This window comes from Pseudomonas sp. SDO55104_S430, from assembly GCF_054070595.1.
Genome location: NZ_JBSVXG010000154.1, coordinates 1 through 13983 on the forward strand (window position 1 = coordinate 1; position 13983 = coordinate 13983).

The window sequence follows — 13983 nt, forward strand, 5'->3', positions numbered from 1 at the left end:
CTCGCTCCCATAGGGTTTCGCGTGACCTGTAGGAGCGAGGCTTGCCCGCGAAAGCTATCTAAAAATCACCACAATTCTTCAGATTCAACGCACCGCCTCAAACAACCCGGTAGCCCCCATCCCGCCTCCCACGCACATGGTCACGATGCCGTAGCGCAAATTGCGCCGCTGCAACTCGCGAACCACATGCCCGACCTGCCGCGATCCGGTCATGCCGAACGGATGACCAATGGAAATCGAGCCACCATTGACGTTGTATTTGGCGTTATCGATCTCCAGTCGATTGCGCGCATACAGGCACTGCGAGGCAAACGCCTCATTGAGTTCCCACAGATCGATATCACCAATCTGCAAACCCTTGGCCTTGAGCAGTTTGGGCACGGAGAACACCGGGCCGATGCCCATTTCATCCGGCTCACAACCGGCCACAGTGAATCCACGGAAGAACGCTTTGGGCTTCAAACCCAGCGCCAGGGCTTTTTCCAGACTCATCACCAGGGTCATGGACGCACCATCAGACAACTGCGAAGAGTTGCCGGCCGTGACCGAACCGTCTTCAGCGAACACCGGTTTCAAACCTGCGAGGCTTTCCAGCGTCGTGTCCGGACGGTTGCAGTCATCGCGATCCACCACGCCGTCGAGGATCTTCACCTCGCCGGTCGCCTTGTCCTCCACCCGATACTTCACCGCCATTGGCACGATTTCATCGTCGAACAGGCCAGCGGCCTGGGCCAGGGCGGTGCGCTGCTGGCTTTGCAATGCGTACAGGTCCTGCTCTTCGCGGCTGACGTTGTAGCGACGGGCGACGACTTCTGCGGTCTGGCCCATCGGGAAATAGATGCCCGGCACCTGTTCCTTGAGCAGCGGGTTGATCAGGTTGTCGGTGTTGACGCTTTTCATGGTCAGGCTGACCGATTCGACGCCGCCCGCAACAATGATGTCGCTGCAACCGGAGGCGATCTGGTTGGCGGCGATGGCAATGGCTTGCAGGCCCGAGGAACAGAAACGATTGAGAGTCATGCCGGCCACGCCAGTGCCGAGTTTGGACAGCACCGCGACATTGCGCCCGATATTGAAGCCCTGGGCGCCTTCATTGGAGGCGGCACCGACAATGCAGTCCTCGACACTGGCCGGGTCGATGCCGGTGCGCGCCAGCAAGGCGTTGACGCAGTGCGCCGCCATGTCATCGGGGCGGGTCTGGTTGAACTTGCCGCGAAAGGACTTGGCCAGGCCGGTCCGCACGCTGTCGACGATCACCACTTCACGCATGGCATACCTCATTGTTGTTATCGGTTGAGAGTGGATCGAGCATAAGCCCACCCAATTGCCGACTGCGACAATCATTCACCTTGCGTATGCGCAGCCATCGCCTCACTTCTTGTCTTTCTTGTCCTTGTGCGCATGACGGTCTGAGCGCTCAAACGCCTGCTCCAGCGCGTGATTGATCGTGCGCAGTACCTTGACCCGCGCCCAGCGCTTGTCATTGGCTTCGATCAGCGTCCATGGCGCCACTTCGGTGCTGGTGCGATCGACCATGTCACCGACTGCAGCGCGATAGTCATCCCACTTGTCGCGGTTTCGCCAGTCGTCTTCGGTGATCTTGAAGCGTTTGAAGGGGATATTTTCCCGGGCCTGGAAGCGCTCCAGTTGTGTCTGCTTGTCGATGGACAGCCAGAACTTGACTACGATGACGCCGGCGTCGGCGAGCTGCTCTTCGAAGTCGTTTATTTCGCTGTAGGCGCGCAACCAGTCTGCCGGGCTGCAAAAGCCTTCGATGCGCTCGACCAGCACCCGGCCGTACCAGGACCGATCGAACACGGTGAACTTGCTCCGCGCCGGAATATGCCGCCAGAAGCGCCACAGGTACGGCTGCGCCCGCTCCTCTTCGGTCGGTGCGGCAATCGGCACGATGCTGTACTGACGCGGGTCCAGCGCCGCGGCCACCCGACGGATCGCCCCGCCCTTGCCCGCCGCATCGTTGCCCTCGAACACCGCCACCAGGGCGTGACGGCGCATGCGTTTGTCGCGCATCAGCCCGGAGAACCGGGCCTGCTCGGTGATCAACTGTTCCTCGTAATCGTCCTTGTCCAGACGCAGGGTCAGGTCGAGGCTGTCCAGCAGATTGATTTGATCGACACTAGGAAAGACTGGCGCGGCGCTGACTTTTTCCGGATGGATTTGCGGGCGTTTCAGGGCGCTTTGCAGACCTTCGAGGAGAATCTTGCCCACCACCAGACTGCGATAGTTCGGGTCCAGCCCGGCGATCACATGCCACGGCGCATAGTCGCGGCTGGTACGGCGCAAAATGCGTTCGCCGTACTTCACGAACTTGTCGTATGTTTGCGATTGCTGCCAGTCCAGCGGACTGATGCGCCAGCTGTGCAACGGGTCGTCGGCCAGGGCCTTGAGCCGCGCCTTCATCTGCTTTTTGGAGAGGTGGAACCAGAACTTGAAGATCACTGCGCCTTCATCGCAGAGCATTTTTTCCAGGCGCTCGGCGCCGTTGATGGCCTGATCGAATCGAGGCTCCTTGAGCGCGCCATGAACCCGGGCCTGGAGCATCTGGCTGTACCAGTTGCCGAAGAAAATCCCCATGCGCCCCGTGGCCGGCAGCATCCGCCAATAGCGCCAGGCCGGTGGGCGAGCCAGTTCTTCATCGGTCTGCTGATCGAAGGTACGGACTTCGATCAGGCGCGGATCCATCCACTCATTGAGCAGTTTGACCGTCTCGCCCTTGCCGGCGCCCTCGATGCCATTGATCAGGATGATCACCTGAAAACGCTTTTGCTGCTGCAGTTCGAACTGCGCCTCGAGCAAGGCTTCGCGCAGGGCCGGCACTTCGGCTTCGTAGGTTTCTTTGTCGATGATGTGATCGATTTCGGCGGATTCGAACATGAGGGGCTCCCTTCCAGATCTGAGCAAGACTAGCGGATTGAGTTACGGGGCTGCAGAGTTTTTCCGGTGGGGAAGAGGATTGCGCTGATGCCCGTCAGTTGAGTTGCAAACAAACCTGTGGTGAGGGGATTTATCCCCGTTGGGCTGCGAAGCGGCCCCAAAAGATGGGACTGCTGCGCAGTCCAACGGGGATAAATCCCCTCACCACAGATAAATTCCCTCACCACAATGTGCTGGCTGCTTGCTCAATCTCTTGACTGGTTGGCAGTCGGGCGAACCCCCTCGCCATTGGACCAGCTAGAATGGCGCCCTTGCCCCTGCCGAGCCCGCCATGAAACCTCTAATGCCCCACGCCCAGCTCGACTGGGACGACCAGGGTCGTCCCTATTCCCGAGTGTTCGACGATGTGTATTTCTCCGATCAGTCGGGGCTGGAAGAAACCCGCTACGTCTTCATCGAGCAGAACCGTCTGGCCGAGCGCTTCGCTGCGCTGCCGGAAGGTGGCCGGCTGGTCATCGGCGAGACAGGTTTCGGCACGGGGCTGAATTTTCTTTGCGCCTGGCAGGAGTTCGAGCAACACGCCCCGGCGAGCGCACGCCTGCATTTCGTCAGCGTCGAAAAATACCCGTTGAGCCCGACCGACCTCAGCCGCGCCCTGGCGCTCTGGCCGGAACTCAAGGTATTCGCCGATCAGTTGCTGGCGCAATACGTGGCGATTCATCAAGGCTTCCAGCGCCTGGTGCTGGACAACGGACGTGTCACCCTCACCCTGCTAATCGGCGATGCACTGGAGCAATTGCCGCAGCTGGACGCGCAGATCGATGCCTGGTTTCTCGACGGTTTCGCCCCGGCGAAAAACCCCGACATGTGGACCGCCGAGCTGTTTGCCGAACTCGCCCGACTGGCCGCGCCCGGTTCGACCATCAGCACCTTTACCAGCACCGGCTGGGTGCGACGCCTGCTGAACGCGGCGGGCTTCAAGATGAAGCGCACGCCGGGCATCGGCCATAAATGGGAAATCCTGCGCGGCGCCTTTCTTGGCTGGCCTGAAGAAACACCGGCGCCCGCCCCGGCCAAACCCTGGTTCGCCCGCCCCACGCCACACACCGGCGAACGTCGGGCGCTGGTGATCGGTGCAGGGCTGGCCGGTTGCGCCAGCGCCGCCAGCCTCGCTGCGAGGGGTTGGCAGGTGAGTCTGCTGGAACGTCATGATGGGCTGGCGCAGGAAGCGTCGGGCAATCCTCAGGGTGTGCTTTATCTCAAGCTGTCAGCCCACGGCACGGCCTTGTCGCAATTGATCGTCAGCGGTTTCGGTTACACCCGGCGCCTGCTCGAACACTTGCAGCGCGGTGTCGACTGGGCTGATTGCGGTGTGCTGCAACTGGCGTTCAATGCCAAGGAAGCGGAGCGCCAGAAGCAATTGGCCGAGGCCTTTCCCGAAGACTTGCTGCACATTCTCGATCAGGCCCAGGCCGAAGCCCGAGCCGGGATCGGCCTGCAATCGGGCGGTCTGTTTTATCCCGAAGGTGGCTGGGTGCATCCACCGGCGTTGTGCCAATGGCAGGTGGCGCGGCCGGATATCCGCACGCTCACCCATCACGATGTGCTCGAACTGCGCAGGTCCGAAGGGCAGTGGCAAGCCTGGGACGGTGAGCACCTGCTGGCCGAGGCGTCGGTGGTGGTCCTGGCCGGTGCTGCCGAGATCAAGCGTTTCCCGTACAGCGCCGAGCTGCCGCTCAAGCGTATTCGCGGGCAGATCACTCGCCTGACGCAAACCGCTGAAAGTCAGTCGTTGAGCACGGTGGTGTGCGCCGAAGGTTATGTCGCGCCGGCTCGCCTGGGTGAGCACACCCTGGGCGCCAGCTTCGATTTCAACAACGAAGACCTGACGCCGACGGCGGCCGAGCACGCCGGCAATCTGCAGATGCTTGAAGAGATTTCCCCGGACCTGGTCGCCCGGCTGCATGCCGATACCCTGCAACCGGAAAGCCTCGAAGGTCGCGCGGCGTTTCGCTGCACCAGCCCGGACTATCTGCCGATTGTCGGGCCGCTGGCTGATGTGCAGGCCTTCACCGAGGCCTACAGCGCCCTGAGCAAGGATGCCCGGCAAGTACCGGATGTTCCTTGCCCATGGCTTGAGGGTTTGTACGTCAACAGCGGGCACGGCTCCCGCGGGTTGATCACCGCGCCGCTGTCCGGCGAATTGCTCGCCGCGTGGGTTGATGACGAGCCGTTGCCATTGCCTCGGGCAGTGGCGGAGGCTTGTCATCCGAATCGCTTTGCGTTGCGGCGGCTGATCCGCGGCAAGGCGTAAGACCTGTAGCAGCTGGCGAAGCCTGCGCTCGGCTGCGCAGCAGTCGCAAAACCTGTGTACTGGGTCTGTCTGACAGACTGCAGTGCCTGATTCACGACTGCTTCGCAGCCGGACGCAGGCTGCGCCAGCTGCTACAGGGGACGGCGTTTCAGCGGTCAATCCAGAGCAAAGCAGACGTGTGATTCATCTGCGTTGAGGGCCGCCCGGGTCAATCGCTCCAGCAGCCCTTTTTCCGCCGTCCGCATCTCTTCCATGATTCCGTCTACCTTCTCCCGATACTTGTCACCCAGCTTCCCCTGACTCTCGAACGCAGTCTCCATGCGCTCATGAAAAGGCTCAGCGAGATCCGTGAACTGCTTGCCATGGTGCTCGCGCAAAAAATCGACCCAGAACGTGCGCCCGTTCAGGTACGTCTGCAGTTCGGATGAAAGTTGCGCGTTGATCACTCTGCCGTACGCCACATCCAGATCCGCAGGCTTCACACCGGCGAGCGAGGCGTAACGCATGTGATGGGGCTGCCCGATCAGATCGAGTCGTTCGGCAAGACCCGTGCGATACGCCAGCACCACCTCGACCGGATCGAGTGCAGGGTTGGCCCTGACCTTCTCCCGGGCGATCATGTCCAGGTAGTCCTGATTGAACAGCGCCCGCCCCAGCTTGATCAGCCGCGCGGCGCGGTCGTGCGCATTGACCGAGTGCCGCACCACCTTGTCGATTTCCACCGCCACTTCGAGATTGCTGAAGATGGTGGCCGCCGAATCCGCGCAGTTGGACTTCACTGCCATCGACAACAATTGATCGCGCAATGCCGCCCCCCTCTCGGTCGCCTCGATCACGCGCCACACCCGGCGTGTCATGTCTTCGCGCAGATAACGGCTGTCGGCGGTGCTTCCCGCCTCCGCGAGCAGGCGGAAAAAGCCATCGGAAGCCGGTTGGTTCTTCAGCGCCAGCCAGGTGTGGTTGCGCCGGACAAAATTCGGTTCCGTGGATTTCGGCATCCACAGGTCTCGGGCCATTTGCTCGTTGATCACCCCCACGTCTTTTTCCAGGTATCCCATCCCGTCACCCGTCCTGTCGCGGTAGCTTTTGAGCTTGGTCGAGCTCGCGCTGGACAGCGGGTTGTGCCGCAGATTGATCGTTTGGGCCAGGCGCTGCGGTGCATCGAACAGCCATTCGGGCAAAGTGCGGATCTCGTTGCCGCGCAAATCCACCATGTCCAGATACGGCAAGCGCTGGAGCCCCACCGGCAATTCGGTGGCATGGGTCGAACCGAGAAACAGCCCTTGCAGATCGATCATCTTGCTGACATCCACCGTGGCCCCCAGCCGATTGCCGGCCAGCGACAGGGTTCGCAGCCCACGCATGTCCGCCAGCTTGCGCAAGGTGTGCTCGGTCAGCACCAGCCGATTGTCATTCAGGCTCAGGTGTTGCAGGTCGGGCATGTGCGACAGCGCTTCCGGCAAGCGGCTGAGCCTGTTGCCGTCCAGCTCCAGGCGGGTCAGGCCCTTGAAAGGTTTGAGGAAGTAGGCCAGTTCATCCCCGGCCTCCATGTCCTTGATCAACAGGGTGCGGACATGGGCGACATCCTGCTCGGTGAGTGTCGGCAGCGACCCCACGGGATTTCGTTCCAGCGTGAGAGTGGTATGGGGCTGGTTGAGCGGCCAGCGCGGCGGCGGAACCCGGCGCCAGCAATTCTCGATGGCATTGGCCACCTGACGGCGACTGACCCGAATATCGTTAAGCCGTCCCGGCACCTTGGCCATATGCACTTCGTCATCGCGCCAGGCGTGCAGCGTCTTGTGGAAGACATCGAGCTGCTGCTTGAGCTCGCGGATTCGATTCATGCGCAACATCGGCGTGCTGCCGGCCTTGTCGAGAAAGGCCGAGACCTGAACGTCGGTAAACAATGGATAGAGCTTTCGGACTTTACGAGACAGGCTCCTGGAATGGCGGCTTGCCGCGGGTGGAGCCGACTGAACGCAGGACAACAGATGTTTGGCCGTTTTATCGGGCTCACCCCGCAGCAGCCGAGCGCTGCGCTCAGGATCCCCGGTGCCGGCTTTGCCCAGTCGATAGCGTAGCGTCGCGCCATCCAGCGTGTCGTCGCCGGTCAACCCCATGCGGGTACGCCGGGCAGCGGGCAAGGTGTCGAGTATTGCCTGGAGCAGATTGTCGCTGGTCACCGTTGAAGAGACGTTGCCACTGCTCCGGGTGACCTGGTAGCCCGTGTCCCCTTTGACGATGACCTCGCTCGACGTCGCATTCGCCTCCCCCACAGCGCCCAGCAAAGTCCCGGTACGGGAATCCTGCCGCAGCTCCAGTCGCAAGCCGTCATCCCAGCCCTGCACCCGATCCATCAACCCGAACGTCAGAGTCTCGGTGTCGGTATTGGCCAGGTGCGGCCGATGCAAGCCTGCTAGCGCCCTATCCCGGCGCAGGTCGAATTGCGCCTGCGCGACCTCCCGGGCCAGATCCGAGCCCTGGATTTTGCGATCGAAGAGAAAATGCCGTTCTCGGCCGTTCACACCTTCCAGCAGTTCCTGCGCGATACGGGTCGGCAGCCCGGGAACCTGCTCGCACAGCACCGCAACATCACCGCTGGCCGTGCCGTCGTAGCCCTCATAAAGACGATCGAACAGCGGCTGCCGGTTGACCTTGAGATGGCTGGCGATTCTTTTCGCCAGCAGTGCCGGTTTCGCTTCGCTGGTCGACGTACCGATCATGGCTTCGACTTCTTTCGGGTACAGACCGCTGATGACCGTATCGAGCAATTGACCCGAGTTCAGTTGCGACCGGTAGACGTGAACGGAGTTGACCAGGTCGTTCGCCGGGGACGTTTTGGGGTAGCGCGCGATGGAGGCGCCTTTCTGATCGAGCACTTCGATAAAGCGTTTCGCCGGCCAGCCGGGCAGCGTTGGCAAGGCATGCAGCTGTTCCTGCAAGAACCCGGTGTTGGCGGTTTCGCCTCGTTCCATGGCCTGGATCAGGCCGGTGATTTTCCGGTCCAGCCTGAAGCGCTCGGCGCAATCGTGCAGGCGCCGTGGCAGCCTCAATCGGCTTTCATGCAGTTGGTGCAATCGACCGGGGGTCAGCCCGGTGATATCGGCCATTGCCGCAAGGTCGCTACCGAGTTCGCCGAGGTGAGGATTGGTACGTTTCAATGCGTATCCGCCGTCGGGCCATTCGTGGGCATGTTCGAACACATGGCGCCAGCCGCCTTCGAGGGTTTGCTCAATGGCGGGCTGAAAGGCTTGCGGGCGAGTTGGATGATTGATCTGCCACGGATCCTTCGGCGTTTTGCGGGAGACTCGAAAGGTGGCTCCGTCCATGCGGATCGAATGGGTGCTGCCCTGGGTATAGATACCTTGGGGAACCAGCTGTACGTCAGGCTCCAGTTCCACAGGCTGTCGATAGGCCTTGAGGTCGGGCTTCCAGAGCATGGCCTTGCCATCGGCGCGGGTCACCGCTTCGAAATCATCGAAAAAGACTGCTGGCTCCTTCACGTCCTTGCCGATGGCGCTGCCCACAACCTTGCCCGCCGCCGCGAATGCGGCCATCTGCGCCAGGCTTTCGACAACATTGAGTAAATGGGACAGCGCTTCGGTGTGCTCGCCGTGAGTCCAGTCCTCCACGCCCTCATAGACTTCTCCGACCATTTCGACGACGGCCACGGTCAGCATCAGCTGGCCCAGCACGGGTACGAAAAATGACGCCGCGTTTAACAACAGAAGACCGGCCTCCAACAGGGCCTGGAGAGTCTTTTCCCGCTCTTGCGCATCGACGGTCTCGGTCGGAATCGCAAGGTTGCGCGCGTCCTCCTCCGCCTTGTTGACGAAGTCGCTGAACAGGATATCCCCCGGACAACTGTCAGCTGGCAACGCACTCAGCACGCCAAGCACCTTGTCCTTGTCGAAGCGGCTGAAAAAGCTGACTTTGTCGTGGCCGGCGAGAAACTGCGTGGCGAAGTGTTTGCGAAAACCCTCGCTTTGCAGGTGCAGCGTCAGATAGGTCTTCAGGTCATCGAGCGAGGTGTATTCATAGAACGGCCTGCGGGGATTGTTGGGCATGTAGACCACGCACCTGGCATTGCGCTCGGTGTCGATGGACGCCTTGCTGAACACCAGCACGCCGTACAGGCTGGCGTCATGAATGACCAGACCCTGCCAATGCACCGGTCCCCCGTCGTAAAGGATGTCTTTGGCCTGGGCGAGCGGAACATCCCGCTCGATGACTTTGAGCAACATCCTGTAGGCCGCATCGCTGATGTCCTTTTTCAAAAAGGCCATGTGGGCGGCGACCCGCATGTCCAGCAATCTGAGCCGCCGTACGTCAGCGGAACCCGGGCCGGTAATGACCGCGTTTTTTGCAGGTACCGCCAGGATTTCGTTGATATGGCGCTGGTAACTGCCGCCCAGGTCCAACTCACGACACAGCGCGGCGAATTTTGCGGGTTTTATCTCGGGGTCTGTCTGAGCTTTGTTGTCGATCCTGATCGCGGACTCTTCGAGAAAACCATTGGGCTTCGCATTGGCCTCGGTGAAATTGACCATGGCCGCGTGCAGCAGGCTGTGGGAGGTGGTGGTGATTTTTCCGTCGTAGCCGAGCGGTAGAAGACCGGTGCCGGTGAACTCCTTCTCGACGATCTGCAATGTGTCTCGCTCAACGTCGACATCCCGCTTCCACTTCGATTTGAGAGTGCGGGTCAGCTCTTCCTTGCAAAACTCATCCAGCGGCTTGAGCCTTGCCAGCGCCTGAGACGCTCTTGCGAAGGTCAGATGGGATTGGGCAAGGTCGGCCTTCAAGGCACGGATCACACCGAGGTCCGCCTTGGCCAGCCAGTCCGGAAGGGATTTTTCCAGCACCTCGGCCTTGTCCAGGTCACCGGTATGTTCCACCAATGCGGCCAGGCGTTGCGCCGGGGTCAGAGTTGTAGCTGTCGCTTTCATGGGCAATGTCCTTATTGCGTTCGGAAGCGCTCAAGCCTACGTCCTGCCGCCTGTCGGCAGTGCAGCGTTACTTACCACCCATTCCCCCCGCCATCTGCCCTGCCCGACGACCGCTTACATTCGCTTATAACTCATTGATCTAAAACTAACGAGAAGTCCGCCGGGTCAGTTTCTGAGTACCCGCCGTTTTGGCGCGGTATCGATTGACCCTCCCCAACGGAAAAACCGGTAAGGAATATATGTGCGGATTAGCTGGCGAGTTACGTTTTGACAATCAACCTGCAGACCTTGCAGCCATTGAGCGAATCACCCATCACCTGGCACCACGCGGCCCCGACGCCTGGGGCTTTCACAGTCAGGGGCCGATTGCCCTGGGCCACAGACGCCTGAAAATCATGGACCTGTCGGAGCACTCGGCGCAGCCGATGATCGACCAGCAACTGGGTCTGTCCCTGGCTTTCAACGGCGCGATCTACAACTACCCGGAACTGCGCGCCGAACTGGAAAGCCTCGGTTACGCGTTCCATTCCGGTGGTGACACCGAAGTGCTGCTCAAGGGTTTTCATGCCTGGGGCGAGGCACTGCTGCCGAAACTCAACGGCATGTTCGCCTTCGCCATCTGGCAACGCGATACGCAAAGCCTGTTCATCGCCCGCGACCGTCTGGGCGTCAAACCGCTTTACCTGTCGCGCACCGGCCAGCGCCTGCGCTTTGCCTCTTCGCTGCCGGCGCTGCTCAAAGGCGGCGACATCAACCCGATCCTCGATCCGGTAGCGCTCAACCACTACCTGAATTTCCACGCCGTGGTCCCCGCGCCGCGCACGCTGCTGGCGGGCATCGAAAAACTGCCGCCGGCCACCTGGATGCGCATCGATGCCGATGGCCGCAGCGAACAGCACATTTGGTGGACCCTGCCCTACGGCCCCCATGCCGACGAAATGAACCTGACCCTCGAAGACTGGCGCGACCGCGTACTCGACAGCACTCGCGAGGCGGTGGCGATCCGTCAGCGTGCGGCGGTGGATGTCGGTGTGCTGCTGTCCGGCGGTGTCGATTCGAGCATGCTGGTCGGACTGTTGCGTGAAGTCGGCGTGGAAAACCTGTCGACCTTCTCCATCGGTTTTCAGGACGCTGGTGGCGAGCGCGGCGACGAGTTCCAGTACTCGGACCTGATCGCCCAGCACTACGGCACCCGCCACCACCAACTGCGCATCGACGAAAAAGAGATCATCGAACAACTGCCCGCGGCCTTCAGGGCCATGAGCGAGCCGATGGTCAGCCATGACTGCATTGCCTTCTACCTGCTGTCCCGTGAAGTGTCGAAGCACTGCAAGGTGGTGCAGAGCGGCCAGGGCGCCGACGAACTGTTTGCCGGTTACCACTGGTATCCGCAGGTCGACGGCGCCAGCGATCCTTATGCGGCCTATCGCGAAGCCTTCTTCGACCGCAGTTACGAGGACTACGCCGCCACCGTGCAGCCGAAATGGCTGACAGCGAATGACGCCGCCGGTGACTTCGTGAAGGAACATTTCGCACAGCCCGGCGCGGATGCCGCGGTGGACAAGGCCCTGCGCCTGGACAGCACGGTGATGCTGGTGGACGACCCGGTCAAACGCGTCGACAACATGACCATGGCCTGGGGCCTGGAGGCCCGTACACCGTTTCTCGACTACCGGTTGGTGGAGTTGTCGGCGCGAGTGCCGGGCAAGTTCAAGCTGCCGGACGGCGGCAAACAGGTGCTCAAGGAAGCGGCGCGAATGGTGATTCCGAGTGAGGTGATCGATCGCAAAAAAGGCTACTTCCCGGTGCCGGGCCTGAAGCACTTGCAAGGTGACACGCTGAACTGGGTGCGCGAACTGTTGCTCGACCCGAGCCAGGATCGTGGCCTGTTCAACCCGGCCATGCTCGACCGTCTGCTGACCGATCCTCAAGGCCAGTTGACGCCCCTCCGCGGCTCCAAGCTGTGGCAGCTGGCGGCACTGAACCTGTGGCTCAGCGAACAAGGAATCTGATCGATGAAACCTCACGCTACGGCCATCAGCCAACGCCTGTTGCGCGGTCAGACGCCCTCCTACGAGCGCTTGCAGGCGCGCCTGGCCGAAGACGGCAGCCAGTTGGGCGCAGAACCGATCGCAGTGCACTGCGGCTGGGGCCGGTTGTTGATCGGCCATACGTTTTCCGATGCGGCGTGCCTCGCCCGGGAATTGCTCAACGAGCAGCCCGGCGAGCGCGACATCGCCTTGTACGTCGCCGCGCCCCAGCAGGTGCTGGGGCTGGAACCGGCCCAATTGTTTCTTGATCCATCCGACACTCTGCGCCTGTGGTTCAGCGATTACCGTCAGGCCACCCGGGTGTTTCGCGGTTTTCGTATCCGCCGCGCACAAAGCGAGGCGGACTGGCAGGCGATCAATCAGCTGTATCAGGCTCGCGGCATGCTGCCCATCGATGCCACCCTGCTGACTCCACGCCATCTGGGCGGGCCGGTGTACTGGCTGGCCGAGGACGAGGACAGCGGCGCGGTGATCGGCAGTGTCATGGGCCTGAATCATCGCAAGGCTTTCAACGATCCGGAAAACGGCAGCAGCCTGTGGTGTCTGGCGGTCGATCCGCATTGCTCGCGGCCCGGTGTCGGCGAGGTACTGGTGCGGCATCTGGTGGAACATTTCATGAGCCGCGGCTTGAGCTATCTCGATCTGTCGGTGCTGCACGACAACCGACAGGCGAAAAACCTCTACGCCAAACTCGGTTTTCGCAACCTCTCGACCTTCGCCATCAAGCGCAAGAACGGCATCAACCAGCCGCTGTTTCTCGGCCCCGGCCCTGAAGCTGAGTTCAATCCCTATGCGCGAATCATTGTCGAGGAAGCCTTGCGTCGCGGCATTGACGTACAGGTCGACGATGCCGACGCAGGGATGTTTACCTTGAGCCATGGCGGGCGTCGGGTTCGCTGTCGCGAATCTTTAAGCGATCTGACCAGCGCCGTCAGCATGACCCTCTGCCAGGACAAAAGCCTGACCCACAAAACCCTAAAGGCCGCCGGTCTGAAGCTGCCCGCGCAGCAACTGGCGGGCAACGCGGATGACAACCTGGCGTTTCTCGACGAGCACCATCGGGTGGTGGTCAAGCCGTTGGACGGTGAGCAGGGTCGGGGGGTGGCGGTGGATTTGCAGAGCATCGAAGAGGTGCAACAAGCCATCGAAGCGGCCCGTCGATTCGACAGCCGTGTGCTGCTGGAAAGCTTCCACGAAGGCCTGGACCTGCGGATTCTGGTGATCGGTTTCGAAGTGGTCGCTGCGGCGATTCGTCGGCCTGCCGAGGTGATCGGCGACGGTCAGCATTCGATCCGCGCGCTGATCGAAGCCCAGAGCCGGCGGCGCCAGGCTGCCACCGGTGGCGAAAGCAAAATCCCCCTGGACCACGAAACCGAGCGCACCTTGCAGGGCGCGGGTTTCGACTACGACAGCATTCTGCCGGCCGGCGAGCACCTGTTTGTGCGGCGCACGGCCAATTTGCATACCGGCGGGATTCTGGAGGACGTCACCGGGATTCTGCACCCGACCCTGGTGGATGCAGCGGTGCGGGCGGCGCGGGCGCTGGATATTCCTATGGTCGGCCTCGACCTGATGGTGTCTGCCGCGGATCGACCGGAGTACGTATTCATCGAAGCCAACGAACGCGCCGGGCTGGCCAATCACGAGCCGCAACCGACAGCGGAGCGGTTTGTGGATTTGTTGTTTCCCTACAGTCAGCCGGCGGCTGGCAAATGATGCTGCGTCTGGACTGACGCCTTCGCGGGCAAGCCTCGCTCCTACAAACGCGACCTCTGTA

At 61.5% G+C, this 13983-nt stretch carries 6 protein-coding genes; 3 read left to right on the forward strand and 3 right to left on the reverse strand.

Features of this window, described 5'->3' with window-relative positions:
• Positions 1 to 84: 84 nt before the first annotated feature.
• Positions 85 to 1269 (reverse strand): thiolase family protein, encoded by a 1185-nt coding sequence (locus tag ACW9JE_RS22080; RefSeq protein ID WP_457433937.1) that lies wholly within the window; start codon positions 1267 to 1269, stop codon positions 85 to 87.
• A gap of 102 nt (positions 1270 to 1371) precedes the next feature.
• A complete protein-coding gene (gene pap, locus ACW9JE_RS22085) occupies positions 1372 to 2895 on the reverse strand; it encodes a polyphosphate:AMP phosphotransferase (protein ID WP_457433938.1) in 1524 nt (507 codons plus the stop codon).
• 331 nt (positions 2896 to 3226) lie between these two features.
• Between pap and mnmC the strand changes: the two genes are divergently transcribed.
• Entirely contained in the window at positions 3227 to 5209 is a 1983-nt protein-coding gene (gene mnmC / locus ACW9JE_RS22090) for a bifunctional tRNA (5-methylaminomethyl-2-thiouridine)(34)-methyltransferase MnmD/FAD-dependent 5-carboxymethylaminomethyl-2-thiouridine(34) oxidoreductase MnmC (RefSeq protein WP_457433939.1), read from the forward strand.
• 155 nt (positions 5210 to 5364) lie between these two features.
• Here the strand turns inward: mnmC and ACW9JE_RS22095 are convergent, their stop codons facing one another.
• The gene (locus tag ACW9JE_RS22095) at positions 5365 to 10155 is read right to left on the reverse strand and encodes an NEL-type E3 ubiquitin ligase domain-containing protein (RefSeq protein WP_457433940.1); all 4791 of its coding nucleotides are present in this window, start codon (positions 10153 to 10155) and stop codon (positions 5365 to 5367) included.
• 239 nt (positions 10156 to 10394) lie between these two features.
• Here ACW9JE_RS22095 and ACW9JE_RS22100 point away from each other — a divergent pair, with 239 nt between their 5' ends.
• A complete protein-coding gene (locus ACW9JE_RS22100) occupies positions 10395 to 12167 on the forward strand; it encodes an N-acetylglutaminylglutamine amidotransferase (protein WP_457433941.1) in 1773 nt (590 codons plus the stop codon).
• A 3-nt stretch (positions 12168 to 12170) separates the two neighbouring features.
• Complete coding sequence (gene ngg / locus ACW9JE_RS22105; RefSeq protein WP_457433942.1) at positions 12171 to 13922, forward strand: N-acetylglutaminylglutamine synthetase; 1752 nt, start codon at positions 12171 to 12173, stop codon at positions 13920 to 13922.
• Positions 13923 to 13983: the final 61 nt, after the last annotated feature.

Excerpts from the sequence above, each read along its gene's own strand:
- ACW9JE_RS22080 (WP_457433937.1), bottom strand. The coding sequence starts at position 1,269 with ATGCGTGAAGTGGTGATCGTCGACAGCGTGCGGACCGGCCTGGCCAAG.
- pap (WP_457433938.1), bottom strand. The coding sequence starts at position 2,895 with ATGTTCGAATCCGCCGAAATCGATCACATCATCGACAAAGAAACCTAC.
- mnmC (WP_457433939.1), top strand. The coding sequence starts at position 3,227 with ATGAAACCTCTAATGCCCCACGCCCAGCTCGACTGGGACGACCAGGGT.
- ACW9JE_RS22095 (WP_457433940.1), bottom strand. The coding sequence starts at position 10,155 with ATGAAAGCGACAGCTACAACTCTGACCCCGGCGCAACGCCTGGCCGCA.
- ACW9JE_RS22100 (WP_457433941.1), top strand. The coding sequence starts at position 10,395 with ATGTGCGGATTAGCTGGCGAGTTACGTTTTGACAATCAACCTGCAGAC.
- ngg (WP_457433942.1), top strand. The coding sequence starts at position 12,171 with ATGAAACCTCACGCTACGGCCATCAGCCAACGCCTGTTGCGCGGTCAG.